Origin of the sequence: Selenomonas sp. FC4001 (assembly GCF_000701565.1) — a bacterium.
GTDB classification, from domain to species: Bacteria; Bacillota; Negativicutes; order Selenomonadales; family Selenomonadaceae; genus Selenomonas_A; species Selenomonas_A ruminantium_B.
The window spans coordinates 50,084-67,580 of sequence record NZ_KL370793.1; the positions used below are offsets into that span (position 1 = coordinate 50,084).

16 protein-coding genes are annotated in these 17,497 nt (G+C 51.8%); 2 read left to right on the forward strand and 14 right to left on the reverse strand.

What is annotated here, in order from left to right:
• Positions 1 to 74: 74 nt before the first annotated feature.
• The 13 genes from plsY to T320_RS10010 all read right to left on the reverse strand — a co-directional run bounded on the left by plsY (position 75) and on the right by T320_RS10010 (position 14,285).
• Positions 75 to 671: a glycerol-3-phosphate 1-O-acyltransferase PlsY gene (gene plsY, locus T320_RS09950; RefSeq protein WP_037355441.1), complete on the reverse strand. Its 597-nt coding sequence runs from the start codon at positions 669 to 671 to the stop codon at positions 75 to 77.
• Entirely contained in the window at positions 671 to 2,002 is a 1,332-nt protein-coding gene (gene der, locus T320_RS09955) for a ribosome biogenesis GTPase Der (protein ID WP_037355443.1), read from the reverse strand. Before der ends, plsY begins: the two co-directional genes overlap by 1 nt.
• Before the next feature lie 21 nt (positions 2,003 to 2,023).
• Positions 2,024 to 3,430, reverse strand: a complete 1,407-nt coding sequence (locus T320_RS09960) for a DUF512 domain-containing protein (protein ID WP_037355445.1) — start codon at positions 3,428 to 3,430, stop codon at positions 2,024 to 2,026.
• A 92-nt stretch (positions 3,431 to 3,522) separates the two neighbouring features.
• The gene (gene rpsA / locus T320_RS09965) at positions 3,523 to 4,569 is read right to left on the reverse strand and encodes a 30S ribosomal protein S1 (RefSeq protein ID WP_230578507.1); all 1,047 of its coding nucleotides are present in this window, start codon (positions 4,567 to 4,569) and stop codon (positions 3,523 to 3,525) included.
• 2 nt (positions 4,570 to 4,571) lie between these two features.
• Positions 4,572 to 5,399, reverse strand: a complete 828-nt coding sequence (ispH, locus tag T320_RS09970; RefSeq protein ID WP_037355448.1) for a 4-hydroxy-3-methylbut-2-enyl diphosphate reductase — start codon at positions 5,397 to 5,399, stop codon at positions 4,572 to 4,574.
• 119 nt (positions 5,400 to 5,518) lie between these two features.
• Complete coding sequence (gene nuoB, locus T320_RS09975) at positions 5,519 to 6,244, reverse strand: NADH-quinone oxidoreductase subunit NuoB (protein WP_037355450.1); 726 nt, start codon at positions 6,242 to 6,244, stop codon at positions 5,519 to 5,521.
• A gap of 16 nt (positions 6,245 to 6,260) precedes the next feature.
• Positions 6,261 to 7,793, reverse strand: a complete 1,533-nt coding sequence (locus T320_RS09980; protein WP_037355452.1) for a hydrogenase large subunit — start codon at positions 7,791 to 7,793, stop codon at positions 6,261 to 6,263.
• A complete protein-coding gene (locus T320_RS09985; RefSeq protein WP_037355454.1) occupies positions 7,793 to 9,283 on the reverse strand; it encodes a proton-conducting transporter transmembrane domain-containing protein in 1,491 nt (496 codons plus the stop codon). Before T320_RS09985 ends, T320_RS09980 begins: the two co-directional genes overlap by 1 nt.
• An 8-nt stretch (positions 9,284 to 9,291) precedes the next feature.
• On the reverse strand, positions 9,292 to 9,918 hold the full coding sequence (locus T320_RS09990) for a hydrogenase (protein WP_037355456.1): 627 nt from the start codon (positions 9,916 to 9,918) through the stop codon (positions 9,292 to 9,294).
• A gap of 10 nt (positions 9,919 to 9,928) precedes the next feature.
• A complete protein-coding gene (locus tag T320_RS09995; RefSeq protein ID WP_026760948.1) occupies positions 9,929 to 10,804 on the reverse strand; it encodes a respiratory chain complex I subunit 1 family protein in 876 nt (291 codons plus the stop codon).
• Between the two features lies 1 nt (position 10,805).
• The gene (locus T320_RS10000) at positions 10,806 to 12,788 is read right to left on the reverse strand and encodes a proton-conducting transporter transmembrane domain-containing protein (protein ID WP_037355466.1); all 1,983 of its coding nucleotides are present in this window, start codon (positions 12,786 to 12,788) and stop codon (positions 10,806 to 10,808) included.
• 130 nt (positions 12,789 to 12,918) lie between these two features.
• Positions 12,919 to 13,104, reverse strand: a complete 186-nt coding sequence (locus T320_RS10005) for a hypothetical protein (protein ID WP_026760950.1) — start codon at positions 13,102 to 13,104, stop codon at positions 12,919 to 12,921.
• Complete coding sequence (locus T320_RS10010) at positions 13,104 to 14,285, reverse strand: type III PLP-dependent enzyme (RefSeq protein ID WP_037355468.1); 1,182 nt, start codon at positions 14,283 to 14,285, stop codon at positions 13,104 to 13,106. The genes T320_RS10005 and T320_RS10010 overlap by 1 nt, the downstream gene beginning before the upstream one ends.
• A gap of 266 nt (positions 14,286 to 14,551) precedes the next feature.
• On the opposite strand from T320_RS10010, the gene rpmB reads away from it, so the two are divergent.
• The gene (rpmB, locus tag T320_RS10015) at positions 14,552 to 14,743 is read left to right on the forward strand and encodes a 50S ribosomal protein L28 (protein ID WP_014424781.1); all 192 of its coding nucleotides are present in this window, start codon (positions 14,552 to 14,554) and stop codon (positions 14,741 to 14,743) included.
• A 171-nt stretch (positions 14,744 to 14,914) separates the two neighbouring features.
• Positions 14,915 to 15,691 (forward strand): DUF4931 domain-containing protein, encoded by a 777-nt coding sequence (locus tag T320_RS10020; protein WP_156032852.1) that lies wholly within the window; start codon positions 14,915 to 14,917, stop codon positions 15,689 to 15,691.
• Positions 15,692 to 15,740: 49 nt separating this feature from the next.
• Here the strand turns inward: T320_RS10020 and T320_RS10025 are convergent, their stop codons facing one another.
• A complete protein-coding gene (locus tag T320_RS10025; protein WP_037355472.1) occupies positions 15,741 to 17,366 on the reverse strand; it encodes a peptide chain release factor 3 in 1,626 nt (541 codons plus the stop codon).
• Between the last annotated feature and the right edge of the window lie 131 nt (positions 17,367 to 17,497).

Consider the following 17,497-nt stretch of genomic DNA (forward strand, 5'->3'; position numbering starts at 1 on the left):
TTCTACTGACAAAAGATAGTATACCACACTATGTATACATTTGTCACTTAAAAATTTTACAACTATCAACAAATTCAGCGTTTCGCCGCCTGAATTTTGCTTTCTGTGCCCTTCAGCAGACGGCCAATGTTACTGTGGTGACGGACAATGATGAATACCGCTGCCAACACACCAAAGAGAATAAATTCCAGAGAATAATTCATCAGCCAGGCAAGCAATGGTACGCAGGCTGCCGCTACAATCGAGCCTAAAGACACATATCCTGTGACCTTTACGATGGCCAACCAAAGCAAAAATACAATCAGAGCCGGCAGGGGCATCAGCATGACCATAACCCCCAGACCTGTGGCCACCCCCTTGCCCCCCTTGAACTTCAAAAACAGGGAGCAGGAATGGCCTACAATAGCCAGGATGCCGCAGACAATCATAAAGGCTGGCGTGCCCACCAAAACGGAACCGAGATAAACACTCAGCGCACCCTTGGCAAAGTCCAGCAGGAAGATGGAAATTCCTGCGGCCTTGCCCAATGTACGCCAGGCATTCGTAGCACCGATATTATGACTGCCATGTTCCCGCAAATCCGTATGCCAGATAGCTTTGCCCAGCCAGAGGCCGTTGGGAATGGAACCTAAAAGATACGAGAGCAAACCGGCAATAAGCATGGAAGACATCAATAATCCTCCTCCTCATCACGCGCACGGACAATCAGGCGCAGAGGCGTCCCCTCGAAACCGTACATTTCACGCAGACGGTTTTCGATAAACCGCAAATAGGAGAAGTGCATGAGTTCCGGGTCGTTGACGAAGATGATGAACTTCGGCGGCTTGATATCAGCCTGCGTCATAAAGAGAATCTTGAGGCGGCGGCCACGGTGCATCGGCGGCGGGTTGATGGATACCGCATCGCGGATGAGTTCGTTGAGCACGCTCGTCTTGATGCGCATGGACTGCTGTTCAGCCACATATTTCACGAGTTCCGTCACACGGCCAACACGCTGGCCGGTCAAAGCCGAGGCATAGAGCACCGGCGCATACTGCAGGAAGCCGATTTCCTCACGCAAATCTTCGGTAAAGCGGAGGGTTGACTTGTCATCCTTTTCGGGATAGATATCCCATTTGTTGACGACAATGACTACCCCCTTGCCGGACTCATGAGCATAACCGGCAATCTTCTTATCCTGCTCGGTGATACCCTCAAAGGCGTTGATAACCATAAGCACAACATCTGCTCTGTCGATAGCACGCAGGGAACGCATCACGCTGTAACGCTCCACCGGTTCATCAATCTTACCGCGGCGACGCATGCCGGCCGTATCAATCAGCATGAACTTCATATCATCTTTGACGAAATGCGTATCAATGGCATCGCGGGTCGTGCCAGCCACATCACTGACGATAACACGTTCTTCGCCTAAGAGCTGATTGACGAGCGAGGACTTACCAACATTCGGACGCCCGATAACGGCAATGCTGATTTCGTCCTCGTCCTTTTCCTCGGGCACTTCTTTGGGGAATGCCGCAACAATGGCATCCAAAAGGTCACCCAGGTTCATGACATTAGTTGCCGAAAGAGGAATCGGGTCACCCAAGCCCAGATTGTAGAACTCATAAATGTTCATTTCGAGCTGCGGGCTGTCAATTTTATTGACACCTAAGATAACCGGTTTCTTGGTATTGCGCAGAATCTTGGCCACTTCTTCATCAGAAGTCGTAAGCCCAGCCCGGCCATCCACCAAAAAGAGGATTACATCCGCCTCTTCCATGGCGATTTCGGCCTGGCTGCGCATGGATTTTAAGATATGGTTGCTTTCATCGAATTCGATACCGCCGGTATCAATCATGGTGAACTCATGGTTCAGCCATTCTGCATCCAAGTAAATTCTGTCCCGGGTAACGCCGGGCATATCGTCAACGATGGAAACGCGTTTCTTGCCAATCTGATTGAACAGTGTGGACTTGCCCACATTCGGGCGTCCTACGATGGCAACGATAGGTTTGCTCATTGTCAGCCTTCTTTCTTATAGTTATTCCACAGGCTTCGTATAGCCTGCATTGCTCTGCCAGGTATAGGCAGTTTCGCCGCTGCGGTTCTTATGGTAACTTGACCAGTCGGTAAGCGCATGGTAGTAATCTGCCCCGCCCTGTACCGGCTCTACGCGGATATTCGGGAAATGCGCGGTAAATTCCTGCAAGGTCATATCGTCAAGGAAGATATCCTCGCCTGCCCTCAGCGCAGGTTCGGGAATAATCAGCGCCTGCCGCTTCTCTGCCTCCGGCATATTGGCCAGAGTGTCCAGAATATCCTTGGCCGTCAGCAGTCCCGATACATTGACCGTTGAACCAAAATGCTTGTTTTCCACTGGCACAATCCGTACCTGCAGATTTTTGAGCTGTAAGGATTTCGCCAGCTTTTCCATAACCGGCGCCACGGAGGTTCCCGTCACCACATCAATCACAAAGGGCTCGTCATAGCCATTTGACATGTCAGAATTTTGACAGGTCAAATTCCAGTCATTGATAAAGCTGCGTGTCAGGCCAATGCCGTTATCGAGCTGCGGGAAGCCGTCATAGAATTCGGTCGGCGGCACTTCGCGTCCTGCCAGGAAGTAGAATTCATCCCCTAAGTACAAGAACGTGCGCCCCTCTTCCTGCTGGAACTTCTTCTGCCACTTCTCCACCATGTCGATGACTCTGGCCGCACCTTCGCGGTCAAATTGCTGCAAGGGATAGGGGTCCGTGCGGTATTTGGTGATGCCCACAGGCACGATAGCCATGGACAGGGCATGGGGACGGCGGGCGGCGATTTCGCGGATGGAGCGCTCTAATTCCTCACCGTCATTTAGCCCCGCACAGAGCACAATCTGCGTATGGTACTCGGCTCCTGCCGCCTCGAGATTTTCGAGCTGCTCAGTGATTCTGGCCGCGCCTTTACAGCGCAGCATCTGCGCCCTGAGTTCCGGATTCATACACTGCACGGACACATAGAGCGGCGACAGGTGGAACTGCTCGATACGCTTGAAGTCCGCCGGTCCCATATTGGTCATGGTCACAAAGTTGCCATAGAGGAAGGACAGGCGGTAATCATCATCTTTTATCGACAAGCTGTCACGCATATCCGGGGCAATCATATTGACAAAGCAAAAATAGCAGTTGTTGGCACATTTGCGGATGCCGTCAAATACTGCCGACTCGAATTCCACGCCCAGTTCTTCATCAAAATCCTTATCAAAGGAAATGATTTCCCGCTCGCCATCGGCATGTTCTATGGTCAGGTCAATTTCTTCATCGGCCATGGCAAAACTTACATCAATGATATCCCGCAGGGACTGTTCGTTGATGGCGATGATTTTATCACCAGGAACCAGCTCCAGTTCCTCGGCCAGACTCCCCTCATTTACTCTGGAAATAATCCCAGCGTATTCCTTACTCATATCTATATCTCTTTCATTCTAGTTCTAACTAAACAAAGGAGTGATGGAAAACATCACTCCCCTGAGTTTATTCTGTTTATTTAGCGAAGCTATTAGTTAGCTTTCGTGATGGACAGCGAAATGCGTTTACGCTTCGTGTCGATGCGCAGAACCTTAACCTTAACTTCATCGCCAACATGAACAGCTTCATCAGCACGTTCAATACGCTTTTCAGCCAGTTCACCCATCGGAATCAGGCCATCGAAGCCCGGTTCGATTTCCATGAATGCACCGAAGTCCGTCAGTTTGATGATTTTGCCTTCGATGATGTCGCCTTCGGCATACTTTTCAGCATTGTCGAGCCAAGGATCACGCATGGTGTCTTTTACGGACAGGGAAATGCGCTTTGCTTCCTGGTCGATGCTCTTAACGTATACATCGAGTTCCTGACCAACTTCGAGAACATCAGACGGATGCTTCACGCGGTTCCAAGCCAGGTCGGAGATATGAGCCAGACCATCTACGCCGCCGATGTCAATGAATGCACCGTAGTCAACGATACGCTTAACCGTACCGCGAACGATGGTATCAGCCTGCAGCGTGGAGAATACTTCGTCTTCCTTCTCAGCGCGAACAGCTTCGAGGAGCTTGCGGCGGGAAAGAACCAGACGCTGCTTATGTACATCGATTTCGATGATTTCGCATTCAACAGTCTGACCAGCATATACGGACAGATCTTTTACGAAATGCAGTTCCATCTGGGAAGCCGGGATAAAGCCACGGAGACCATTTACGGAAGCTACGAGACCGCCCTTAACTACCTGATTGATGGTAGCCTGAACCGTTTCGCCACGTTCCATGATAGCTTCCATTTCCTTCCAAGCAACCATGCGGTCAGCTTTAACCTTGGAAAGGATGCCGCCGTTGTCGCCGCCCAGGGAAACGATGTAAACATCGATTTTGTCGCCAACTTTTACTACGTCCTCAGCGGACTCCGGAGCCGGGTAAGCCAGCTCGCGCTTCGGAATAGCAATTTCCTGCTTGTATCCGATATCAACATAAGCCTCATCGCGGGAAACCTGGATAACTTCACCGGTTACAACGGTGCGCTCCTGGATATCCGGCATTGCATTTTCGGCCTCTGCTAAGAGTTCTTCCATATTCATCTGTTCTGACACTTTTTATATACCTCCTTGATAATCCAGTCAGGTGTTGAAGCACCCGCTGTAATACCAATTTTTTCAATTTTATCAAACCACTCGTCCTGCAGTTCCTCTGCAGTTTCGATATGGTAAGTTAAGCATTTTTCTGCGCAAATCTGCGCCAACCGCGTGGTATTAGCACTGTTTCTGCCGCCAATCACGAGCATCATGTCAACCTTGGCTGCTAAGTCCAAAGCTGCTTTCTGCCGCTGGTCAGTCGCTGTGCAAATGGTTCGCTGTATGTGGATATCCCGGGACTTCTCCAACAAATGATTCACGATACTCTTGAATCGGTCACCGGAAAAAGTCGTTTGACAGACCACACCGAGTTTGGCACTGGATTCCAGGGCATCTGCCTCTTCCTCTGTCTCCACGATTGTCGCTTTGCCATCGGACCATTCAAAGATACTGCGCACCTCAGGGTGCTTCTTCTCACCGATGATGACAACCTTATAGCCTTCATCCGCCAATTTCTTGGCCGACAACTGTGCTTTCTTCACATGAGGACAGGTTGCATCCACCAGATTCAGCCCGCGTTTTTCGGCTTCCTCATAAATATCCGGCCCCACACCATGGGAGCGGATAATCACGGTTCCCCTATCCATCTCTGCTAACGCATCAACCGTGCCAACGCCTTCTGTCTTGAGGCGTTCCACCACTTGGGGATTATGGATAATGGGTCCCAGTGTTGAAGCTGTGCCATCAGCGGAAGCATTTTCCTGGGCAATGGTTACAGCACGTTTTACGCCATAACAAAAGCCGAGATAATCTGCTAAAATGACTTCCATACATCAACCACCATCATTGTATTATGTAAAAACGGTTATACCTTCAGCCCGTTTTCACAATCTAACATACATAATAGCATAGCAAGATAGTATTTGGCAAGAAATTTTTTGACAAATTCTTACATTCTTTCCGCCAGCATATCTGCCGCAGCCAAAAGGCCGGCAATCATGGCACTTGGTCTGGGCGGGCAGCCAGGGATGTAAATATCCACCGGCACTACCTTGTCGGCAGCCCCGACGATAGCGTAGCTGGCACCATAAGTCTCGCCACCCGCCGCGCAGGCACCGCAGGCCATGACAAGTCTCGGTTCCGGCATGGCTTCGTAAGACATTCTAAGGGCCTGCTCTAAGTTTCTCGTCACCACGCCCGTGACCATGAGGAGGTCAGCATGGCGAGGAGATGCATCCACATGCACGCCATAGCGGTGCAAATCATAGATGGGATTGGACATAGCGCCCATCTCAAAGTCGCAGGCATTGCAGGAACCGGCGTCAAGATGGCGCACATGCAGGCTGCGGCCGAGTTTTTGCTTGATGACTTCGGCCGTAACCTCGGCAGCATCTTCCGTAATCACAGGCAGGGCCTCATCACTGCTATGCTGCAGGCTGCCCATGGCCTTTTCCACACACTTGCCGCAGAACAGGCATTTTTTATAGTCAACGGCATAGCCCTGTGCATCTGCCGTGACCTGAAAGGCACCCACGGGGCAGGCCTTGGCACATTCCTCCCGCAGATTTTCCGGGCAGCTGCCGGTGATTTTCCCGCGGAAGCGTTCGCTGCCGGTGAGGGAAATTTTTTCGGTGGCGATTTTATCGCCCAATAAGCGTTCTATTACCTTAAACATAATCTCTCCTCACCTCTTAACGGTCAATGCAGGCATAGCACAGTTCAAAACTCTTGTTAATCAGCGGGAAGTCCGGAATGATATCCCCCTGCACCGCAATGGTCAGCGCAGGCCAGTTGGGATAAGAGGCGCTGCGGACGAAAATGCGGTCAATTTTGCCATCCTGCAGGGCCACAAACTGGAAGTTGCTGCCCCGGGCCGATTCGCTAAGGCCCCAATCCTCACCGCTGACATTTGACAAGTCAATTTGACAAGTCAGATTTGACGGGTCATTTGACTTGTCAGCTTTCAGCAGATTGCAAAGCTGCTCCACAAGGCCAAAGGATTCGGTAAGTTCGGCAATGCGCAGAGCCAGTCTTGCGGCCACGTCGCCGGTCTTTTCCGTCACAAGCTCAAAGTCAAGTTCCGGGTAGAGGCCGTAGGCAAAATCCTTGCGGCTGTCATGGGCAAAGCCCGAGGCTCTTGCACCCACACCCACCATCGCTAAATCCACAGCGGTGTTTTTGCGTACAATACCTGTCGTGCGCACGCGGTTCTGGAAGTTGGCCTGCTGCGCAAACATTTCGCTTAAATCACTGACATTGGCTTTGACCTTATCCATAATATCGGCGATATCGTTGATCAAGGCGCTGTCAATATCCTGACACACACCGCCGGGAACGATTACACCGCGCAGGAAGCGGTTGCCCGCAATGCGTTCCTGCAGGCGCATAAGCATTTCCTTCGTGCACCCGCCAAGGCTGATGGCCGGATTAAAGCCCACGCCGGCAGGGATATTACCCAAGTCGCCCACATGGTTGGTAATGCGCTCGATTTCCATCAGCAGGGTGCGGATGATTTCCGCCCGCCGCGGAATTTTTACGCCAGCGATTTTTTCCACGGCCTGACAGAAGCTCCAAGTGTTGGCAATGGAGCAGGCACCGCAGATGCGCTCGACGATGGGCAGAGCTTCTTCGGGTGTCTTGCCTTCCATAATTTTTTCCAGACCGCGGTGGGTATAGAACAGACGCGCGTCCAGCTGCAGCATGGATTCACCGGCCTGACTGAAACGGAAGTGACCCGGCTCGATAATACCCGCATGAATCGGACCGACCGGCACTTCATAAACGCCTTCGCCCTTGGCCACACTCATATCCATGCGGCGGCTGCCGCGAACCTCAACATCCTTTGCCACATTCTTGCGCAGGGGATAAAAACCTTCGGGGAAGGTGTCATGCAGGACAAGCGGGCGCGGGTCCGGATGGCCCTGCGGCACAATGCCGAACATATCCTGAATCTCGCGCTCGTACCAAACGGCAGCAGGAATCACACTGGTCAGGGATTCGTAGCAAAGGGACTCCCCTTCGCTAAAGACGGCCTTAACGGCCTCCATCTTATGCTCGCTCAGATTTTCAAACACCGCATAAATGGCATAACCCTTCACTTCGGGATTTTCCGTTTCATCCCGGCCAAACATGGCGGTCAAAGGATTATTGCCGCCATTGGACAGGATATTGGCAGTGCCCCGGAAATTTTCCGGCTTCACCACTTTCAAAGACCAATCCGCCATTACTGCACACCTCCCAGAACAATTTTTGCCGCCTCAGTCAGCAGCGTTCCCACATAGGGAAGCTCGTAGGCAAAGGCACTTACTACACCACTGACAGCCAGCATCAAGAGCAGTACGCAGCTGTCAAGTTTGCCCATCAGTTCACCGGCAGATTTGCGCGTCGGCTTGCCCCCGAGCATGCGCATAGCATGATAGAGAATACCAATCAGCATGCCTGCCAGCAGCACGAGCGCCAGAATGCCCAGATACGGATGATGTGCCTGGAAGAAGCTGGCAATGATGTAGAATTTACTGAAGAACACCCCCATCGGCGGCATACCCAGGATGCCCACAATGCCGAGCAGCCAGAACATGGCCGTTTTCGGTGCCTGCTGCATCATGCCGTGAATGCGCATCATATTTTTCGTCGCATAGGTTTCCATAATGGTACCTGCCGTATAAAACAGCATATATTTAACCAACGCATGGTTGAACATATGCAGAAGGGATGCTTCTGCGGCCAGTGGCATAAAGAGGCCGAAGCCTGCGGCCAGCAAGCCGAAGTTTTCCATCGAGGAATAAGCAAGCATACGCTTAACGTCACGCTGTACCAGCACAAACGGCACAGCCAGCGCAATGGTCAAGAGGCCAAAACCTACATACATATTGCTGATGAACTCCAAACCAACCACCGGCATCACGATAGCCGTAGCGCGCAGAAGCACATAGAGCGCACAGATACAGAGCGCACCGGAGAGCAGGCCACTCGTAAGGGCCGGCGCTTCGGAATGAGCATCCGGCAGCCAGGCATGCATGGGCGCCAGACCGATTTTCGTGCCATAGCCCACAAAGAGGAAGGCAAAGGCGAGCTTTGCCACATCATGGTCAAGCATCTGCGCATGATGCGCCATGAATTCCCAGTTCAGCGGCTGGACATTGCCCATGGCCTGCAGCTGACCATAATAAAGGATGATGGTGCCCAAAAGCGCCAAGCAGATGCCCACGGTGCAGACCATAACGTATTTCCAGGCCGCTTCCAAGGAAGTGCGGGTGAATTTGAATGCTACAAGCAGTGCCGATACCAAGGTGGTCGCTTCAATGGTTACCCACATAAGCCCTAAGCTGTCCACCGTCACCACCAGCATCATCGTCCAAACGAAAAGATGCGACAGCGCATAGAAGCGCCCTTCCAAATGGGTAAAGCGGCGTAAGTATCCGTAGCGGATATTCGTATCGCGTTCCAGATACGCCTTGCTGGTCCAGGCAAAAGCCAAGTACAGCGTGCCCACAATCACCAGCATCCAAATGCCCAGAGCATCCACATAGAAGAAGCCCTGGCGGATTGGTTCATCAGCATGGCGGGCAAAATTTACTGCCATGTCGAGAATCAGGCCAAAGACCACGGTGGCCGTCAGCCTGTCGGCGATATGCAGGAGTTTTAACCCCAGCATATTGGTAGCCGCCACCACTGCAAAGAGCAGGGGCAGCCCCAGTATATAATAAAGTTCCATAAACTACCTCAGCCCTTCAACTTTCTCATTACGGTGGTATCCGTGGTCATAAAGGAAAGACTCATGCGATTGGTGAGAATTACCAGTACCACCACAGCAATCAATACATCCAGGAATACACCAAGCTCAACCACTAACGGCAAACCTTCGGTGATGATAAGCCCCAAAAGATAAATGCCGTTTTCCAATGTAATCAGCCCGCAAATCTGCAGGATGGCGCGCTTGCGCATGACCATGAGCGCGAGTCCCGTCATAATCATCATAACGGTGGCCGCAAAGATATCCTGCGCCATGGGGTCGAGCATAAAGCGGTTGCCGAGTACATAGCCGAACACCAGGAAGGCAGCCGCGGCCAGCGTGGAATAGTTCACATTAATATCCGAAAAGATTTCCCGCTCATCGGTAATGCGCTTGATGAGCTTGAGCATGGCCATAGGAATAAAGATGACCTTGACCCCTAGCGTCAGCGCAAAGGGAATCAGAGCATGGATAAGGCCATGGTTAAGGCCTGCCAACAGACAGGCACAGGCCACAATCACCGACTGGGCCATCAGCGCCACCACCGAGCGGCGCAGCTCCATCACCCGGGTCTGCACAAAGACCACAAAGAGGAGCAGAACTACCAAATATTCCATTTTCTCCTCCTTACTGTGCGATAATCGCTACGGCCAGCATGATGACAGCCGCAGCCAGATAAACACGGACTTTGAACAGGCGCATCTTGTTGTTCAGCGTTTCCACCAGACCAATCAAGAGTGCACTCAGGAGCACCTTCACCACCAACGGCAAAGGCAGAGGCAGATAGAGACTGCCAAAGAGCACGAGGAAGGACAGCATCTTGAGCATGCTGCCCAGATGGATGTAGCTCAAAAGACGGCCGGAATATTCGAGCGTCATGCACTCGTGAATCATGGTGAGCTCCAGATGCGTGTCGGGATTATCCACCGGCAGGCGGCTGTTTTCCGCCAGCATCACGAGGAAGAAGGCCACGCCGCCCATTACCGCCGGAACGGTAAAGTAAAAGGCATTGTAGTCAATGACCATCTGCGAGAGCATGGTTGAGCCGTAACGGCTGGCGTTCAGCAGGATAGCCAGCATCACCGCCGGTTCCACCAAAACAGAAATATAGATTTCGCGGGAACCGCCCATGCCGCCAAAGGCCGTAGCCGAATCAAGCGAACCAAGCGTCATAAAGAAACGGCCCAAAGCTAAGATATAGACAAAGACAAAGGCATCGCCCAAGCGGATGTTGCCCGCGAGCAACCCCGGCAGCATCATGGCCGCCATAATGCTGGTCACCAGATACACAATGGGAGCCGCCAGAAAAATCCAGCTGGTGTATTTCGTCACAATCACCGGCTTATGCCACCATTTCCAGAGGTCAAAGTACTCCTGAAAGATACTGGCCCCCTGCCGCTTCTGCAAGGTCGCTTTCGTCTTATTGACAATCCCGGCAATCAGGGGAGCGCAGACAAGCAGGCAGAGTGCCTGCACGGCGGCATTATAAAAACCAATCGCCATCTCACATACCTCCCCAAATCAACACGATGACCATCGCAATCATGGTATAACCAATATAGAGGCGCACACTGCCCTGCTGAACAATCCGCAGGGTATCGGCGGCCTTTATCATGATGTGCTGTACCGGACGATAGAGTCTATCCGTAAACTGGTCAGGAATCAGCAAATTATAATGAAGCTTCCGGCCAAAATAAGCATGCTCCCGCTGGAGGAAAACACGCTCCCGGCGGGGCTTCAAGATAAAGTCAAAGGCTCGGCGCAAGGGCTTGGAAAAACCTGTCGCCGTATACTGCTGCCGACGGGTCGGTTCCGTGCCGCAGTTCCAGGTCACATCCTGGCGCACGATAACTTTCTTGCCGCTGATGGTCAGCGCAAGAATAGCAAACAGCCAAAGAGCGGCAATCAAAATCAGCCAGGGACTAAAGACCGCTTCCGACTGGCCGCCATTCCACCAAAGGCCCATAAAGTTACCGGCAGGAATTGCCAGAGGGCTGTCCACCAGAATCTGCCGCATGGTATTAACCAGCGGTGCCGGCATGATGCCCGCCGCCAGAATGACCAGCGCTTCCATGCCCATGCCCAGAAGCATCGTAAAGGGCATTTCATGCGCTTTGAGCACCAGATTGGAACGGCGGCGGCCCAGAAAGGTCACACCGTAGAGCCGTACAAAGCAGCCCAGCGCCAATGCACCCGTAAGGCCCAACAGAATAAAGGCAAAGATAACGAGCAGGCGCAGTTCCGGCGTGCCGGATTCAAAGGCCAGCGTCATCATGCCCTGCAGGGTCAGCCACTCACCGACCAGACCTGCCGTAAAGGGCAGAGAAGCCAAGGACATGGAACCAATCAACGTGAAGGCTGCCGTCCAGGGCATCTTCTTCATAAGACCGCCCAGAAGCTCCACATTGCGGGTGCCCGTAGCGTGCATGACGGCACCGGCACTCATAAAGAGCAGGCACTTCATCAGGCTGTGAGCAAAGGAATGAACCAATACAGCCGTAAAAGCTGCCAGCGAAAGATACGGCTTATCCATAGCCACGAGCAGCATACCGCAGCCGAAAGCAGCAAAGATAATGCCCATGTTTTCTACAGAAGAATACGCAAGAATCCGCTTCATATCCTTTTCCATGGAAGCGTAGAGCACACCAAGGAAAGCAGATACCAGGCCCACCACCATGACAATCAGGCCATAGGCAAAGACATCCGCGCCGATAAACTCAAAGACAAAACGGCCAAAACCGTAAACGGCCACCTTGAGCATTACACCACTCATGAGCGCCGACACATGGGACGGCGCTGCCGGATGTGCATTGGGCAGCCAAACATGCAGCGGCATCAGACCGGACTTCAGCGCAAAGCCCAGGAAAGCACAGCCAAAGGCGATATGCCGAAGCACAGGTGGCAGCTGGCTATGCGCCAAATCAGCAAAGGCAAAACTTTCGGCCCCGCTGCCCAAAAGATAGAAGGCTACGAGAATAGCTGCCGTGCCCAGATGGGTCATGACCATGTACTGATACGCGGCATGCACCACCTGCTTCTTCTCGCTCTCGTGATTCACGAGCAGGAAGGACACCAACGCCATGACTTCCCAGGCCAGAATAAAGGTAAAGGCATCACCGGCCAGCACCACCATGACCATCGAACCCAAAAAGAGATTCCAAAGTCCGGCCAGCTGACGGATACGGGCACCTAAGTATCCCCGTCCATAGCCCATGCCATAGATGCTGACGGCCGTGCCGGACAGACCGATAATCAGCAGAAAGGCTGCCGCCCAGCCGTCAACGGCCAACGAATAGCGGCCCAGCTGCCAGACAGATGCACCTCCCATACCTCCCAGCGTCAGCAGGGATTGGCACAACACCACAAGGCTGGCGATACTTGCCAGCCCCATGGACACATAATGGGCAGCCAATTCCAGCCGCTTCGGCCAAATCAGCGCCAGCGTTCCGAGGCCATAAAGGCCCAACGCCCCCACAAAAGATTCCATACGTTCCTCCTATAATTTATGATTGCTTTAATTAATATAGTAACCTTGACATTATACCCCAAAGATTCTGCACTGAAAAGGCCTCCTATAAAAAAAGTGATTGACCAGTCATTTGACTGGTCAATCACCATTATTCTGCCTCGTTCTGCATTGCTTTTATTCCCTGCTGGAACTCCTCCATGCTCAGGGTAAAATAATCCAGTTCCTGCAAAATCCCATAGACTTCCTGCTGGGATTTTGCCGCGTCCAATTTTGCTTCCAGAGATTCCTCCGTCAGCGCATGAAAAAGCATATGCTTAATTTCTTCAATATCCATTATACAGCCGCCTTACTCTTTACTTCATCATCCTCCGTGAGCCGCGCCGCGTACTCCGGCTGGTCTTCGAAGATAATGGTGGGTGCCAGATAGAAACCATTGAAGCGGGTAGCGCTGACGCTGGTATAAGACCCCATTTCCGTCACGAGCACCTTGTCGCCGATTTTGAGCTCCGGCGCCATAAAGTCGCGATAGAGCACATCGATACCATCGCAGCTGGGACCGCCAAAGGTCGAAGGCTTCTTGGTGCCCTTGCCAAAGCAGTGCAAAGGGTACGTCCAATGGTCGTACATGATGCCTGAGAAGCAACCATAGATGCCTTCATCCAAAATATACCAGGGCTGCGGGCCGCGGGTCTTGGTGCCGATAACGGACGTCACAAGGTTCACCGCCGTGCCGCACATATAGCGCCCCGGTTCTGTCCAAACAGCCGTATCGGGGAACAGACGGTCAATCTGCTTGTTGATGGCTTCCATCATGGCCGCCAAATCCACATTCAACCCCTTGGCATCGGGAACAGGGAAACCGCCACCGATATCCAAATCCGTCAGGTGCATGCCCATCGCCTCTGCTTCATCAAAAAGCTTGCGGGCCACCAGCAGGGCTTCCTCATAAGCCGCCGTAGACAGCGACTGGCTGCCCACATGGAAGCAGATGCCCATGGCATGAAGGCCGGCCTCCTGCGCAGCTTTTAGTAAATCCAGCGCCTCTTCCACAGGTGCACCGAACTTCGTATTGAGGTCTACCAAGGCCTTGTTGTTGCGCACAGCAATACGCACGAGCACATCCGCACCAGGCACAGCCTTGGCCATCTTGTCGATTTCCGACGGGTCATCAAAGGTAAAACGGCGTACATTATATTCAGCCGCAGCCTTAAGCCCGCGCTCATCCTTTACCGGATTGGCATATATCATCTGCGAACCATCTACGCCTAATTCATGGAGAATTTCCATCTCACCGGCCGAGGCCACATCAAAATGGGAACCAAGGCCCGCCAGCAGAGACAAAATCTCAGGTGTCGGGTTCGCCTTCATCGCATAAAATACTCCCGCCCGCGGCAAATGACGGCGTATAAACTGGTAGTTCTCCTCAACTTTGTCCAGTGATGCCACCAAAAAGGGCGTTGGGAAACGCTCCGCAAGCGTTTTTACTTCTTTTTCGTTCAGTCTGAAATTTTTCATAACACAACCCATTCCGTATTAGATTTAAGATGAATTGACAAATGTTCATCTCATGAGTTACATTGTAATATATCTGATACATTTTAACAATATAAAATCGAAATAAAAGCTTCTTTTTCCCATATTTTAGCAGGAAGTGCATGGCGGGCAAAATTTTTTCCCGGCTGTCAAGTAAAAATACTTGCACCCCCTCCCTTTTTGTGCTAAAATACCATTATTGTGTGTTAGGAGCAGTAGGCTCCCACAGGTTTAAGGAGGTGTAACACATGGCAAGTGTTTGCGAAATCTGCGCTAAAGGCGAACTGTCTGGCAACAATGTCAGCCATTCCCATCTGAAGACGAGACGCACTTGGAAGCCGAACATCCAGCGTGTACGCGCTGTTGTTGAAGGCGAAGTGAAACGTGTCAACGTCTGCACGCGTTGCCTGCGTTCTGGTAAGGTTCAGCGTGCCCTTTAATTTGCGCATAAATATCACCAAAAGCTGATATATCATAAAATAACCCTATCGCAGTTGCGGTAGGGTTATTTTATATGTGCTGTCATTGTTTTTCCCAAGACCTTGTGCTAGACTTAAACGTATAATACATACAATACGAAACTATCCAAAGAGGGTGAACATCCTATGGCTATACCATACAATATCATAGACTTTGATATGCAAATCGGGCGGCAAAAGCCGGAGACCATCCGCCACCCGGATAACTACTGTCCCTTCTGCCATACAGATGAGCTCACGGACATCATCGCCACCGATGGCCCCATCATCCTCCTGCGCAATAAATACAATGTACTGTCCGGCACGGAACAGTTCGTTCTCATCGAAACGGATGCCTGCCAAAGCGATATGCCCGACTACACGCCCGAACATATGCAGCGCTTGATACGCTTCGGCCTGCACCATTGGCAAAAAATGCTGCACTCCGGCAAATATGATGATGTGGTATTCTTCAAAAACTACGGCCCTCTGTCGGGCGGCACCATCCGCCACCCCCATATGCAGCTTGTGGCCTTCCCCCATCTTGCGCAGCCCCTTACCGTCTATCCCGAAGAATTTGCCGGGGAAATCATCACCTGTGAAAATGGCGTGGAATTTAACATCTCCACCAATCCCCGCATTGGATTCTGGGAACTCAACATCATTCCTGCCGAAATCGAAAGCACGGAGGCCATCCACACCATAGCCAAATTTCTGCAAATTGGCACAGAATATCTAACCCGTCATTTCCATAAAGGACAGGTTCATAGCTACAACATCTTTTTCTACCAGCTAAAGAATCAGGTCTACGCCAAAATCCTCCCCCGCTTTGCCACACCGCCCCTCTATATCGGCTACGGCGTTCATGTGCGGCCCACCAATATAAAAGAAGCCACCCAGGAAATCCAGCGGCTCTACTTCCATAACTAAAGAAGGTCATCTGACCCGTCAAAAAATTGACATGTCAGATGACCTTTTCTTATGCTTCTTTTTTGTCGAAGGGTACGTGATTGAGGATGAGGTCCGGATTGTTGTCGGTAATCCAGCCCAAAGCCCATTCGTTGTTCACGAGCAGCACCGGGTTATTGTGGCGGTCGTAAACGAACATACCGCGGTCAGCGCCTTTAAGTTCAGCCGGCGTTACTTCATGGCCGTCTTCAAAGGCCATCCAGCGCGCCACCTCATAAGGCTGCATATTCATTTCGATATCTACATTATACTCGTTCTTGAGACGGTATTCGAGCACTTCAAACTGCAGCGTGCCAACGGTGCCGACAATATAGGATTCCGTACCAGCACCAGCCTGCTGGAACAGCTGAATCGCACCTTCCTGCGTCAACTGCTCAATGCCCTTGACGAACTGCTTGCGCTTCATCGTATCCTTGGCCTGTACACGGGCAAATTTTTCTGGCGGGAATACCGGGAAATCAGCATATTTGAACTTATGGCTGGCATCGCAGACCGTATCGCCGATACCGAACACGCCCGGGTCAAAAAGGCCAACGATATCGCCGGGATATGCCGTGTCGATAATCTGTCTGTCCTGCGCCAGGAACTGCTGGGGCTGGGCAAGTTTCAGCATCTTGCCTGTGCGTTCATGCCAGACTTCCATATTGCGCTCGAATTTACCGGAGCAAATGCGGATAAAGGCCAGACGGTCACGATGTGCGGGGTTCATGTTCGCCTGAATCTTGAAGACAAAGCCCGAGAACTTTTCATCGTTGGCGGCAATCAGACCTTCCGAGGACTTGCGCGGCTGCGGCGTCGGCGCCATTTCAATATAGCCCTCCAAGAAGTCCTGCACGCCGAAGTTGGTCATGGCCGAGCCAAAGAACATCGGCGTCAATTCACCAGCATTGACCTTTTCCATGTCAAATTCTTCACCAGCTTCGCTCAAGAGTTCCAAATCCTCCTGCAGGGCTTCCCAAACGTCCTCACCTACACGTTCGATAACCTGCGGGTCATCCGGCTCAAATACATCGGCTACGCGGGCTTCCTGACCATGGGTAGTATCGGCGGCAAAGAGCAGCACCTTGTCGTTGCGGCGGTCATACACACCCATATACTGACCATCCTGACCAATCGGCCAGTTCATCGGATAGGAGCGAATGCCCAAAACGTTTTCGATTTCGTCCATCAGGTCAATCGGCGCCTTGCCGAAATGGTCGAGCTTGTTGACGAAGGTAAAGATGGGAATACCACGCTGTTTGCAGACCTTAAAGAGCTTCTTCGTCTGCGCCTCGACGCCCTTGGCTACGTCGATAACCATGACGGCGCTGTCCACAGCCATCAAGGTGCGGTAGGTGTCTTCACTGAAGTCCTGATGGCCCGGCGTATCGAGAATGTTGATGCGGCAGCCATCATAGTCAAACTGCAATACCGACGAAGTTACAGAGATACCGCGCTGCTTTTCAATTTCCATCCAGTCGGACACCGCATGACGCTGCGTCTTGCGGGACTTGATGGAACCGGCCAAATGAATGGCACCACCGTAGAGCAAAAGTTTTTCCGTCAGCGTCGTCTTACCAGCATCCGGGTGGGAGATGATGGCAAAGGTACGACGCTTTTCAATTTCTTTATCAAGTTCTGCGCTTAAAGCTGACAAAATAAATCCTCCAATTGTCCTATAAATTTAACACAAACACATGTTTTACCGTTTGAGGGGTTGCAACGCCCCTCTCAAAACCACGTAACAATCATTTTACCATAAAATAAGAAGGAAAGACAAGAAAAATG

Excerpts from the sequence above, each read along its gene's own strand:
- plsY (WP_037355441.1), bottom strand. The coding sequence starts at position 671 with ATGTCTTCCATGCTTATTGCCGGTTTGCTCTCGTATCTTTTAGGTTCC.
- der (WP_037355443.1), bottom strand. The coding sequence starts at position 2,002 with ATGAGCAAACCTATCGTTGCCATCGTAGGACGCCCGAATGTGGGCAAG.
- T320_RS09960 (WP_037355445.1), bottom strand. The coding sequence starts at position 3,430 with ATGAGTAAGGAATACGCTGGGATTATTTCCAGAGTAAATGAGGGGAGT.
- rpsA (WP_230578507.1), bottom strand. The coding sequence starts at position 4,569 with ATGGAAGAACTCTTAGCAGAGGCCGAAAATGCAATGCCGGATATCCAG.
- ispH (WP_037355448.1), bottom strand. The coding sequence starts at position 5,399 with ATGGAAGTCATTTTAGCAGATTATCTCGGCTTTTGTTATGGCGTAAAA.
- nuoB (WP_037355450.1), bottom strand. The coding sequence starts at position 6,244 with ATGTTTAAGGTAATAGAACGCTTATTGGGCGATAAAATCGCCACCGAA.
- T320_RS09980 (WP_037355452.1), bottom strand. The coding sequence starts at position 7,793 with ATGGCGGATTGGTCTTTGAAAGTGGTGAAGCCGGAAAATTTCCGGGGC.
- T320_RS09985 (WP_037355454.1), bottom strand. The coding sequence starts at position 9,283 with ATGGAACTTTATTATATACTGGGGCTGCCCCTGCTCTTTGCAGTGGTG.
- T320_RS09990 (WP_037355456.1), bottom strand. The coding sequence starts at position 9,918 with ATGGAATATTTGGTAGTTCTGCTCCTCTTTGTGGTCTTTGTGCAGACC.
- T320_RS09995 (WP_026760948.1), bottom strand. The coding sequence starts at position 10,804 with ATGGCGATTGGTTTTTATAATGCCGCCGTGCAGGCACTCTGCCTGCTT.
- T320_RS10000 (WP_037355466.1), bottom strand. The coding sequence starts at position 12,788 with ATGGAATCTTTTGTGGGGGCGTTGGGCCTTTATGGCCTCGGAACGCTG.
- T320_RS10005 (WP_026760950.1), bottom strand. The coding sequence starts at position 13,104 with ATGGATATTGAAGAAATTAAGCATATGCTTTTTCATGCGCTGACGGAG.
- T320_RS10010 (WP_037355468.1), bottom strand. The coding sequence starts at position 14,285 with ATGAAAAATTTCAGACTGAACGAAAAAGAAGTAAAAACGCTTGCGGAG.
- rpmB (WP_014424781.1), top strand. The coding sequence starts at position 14,552 with ATGGCAAGTGTTTGCGAAATCTGCGCTAAAGGCGAACTGTCTGGCAAC.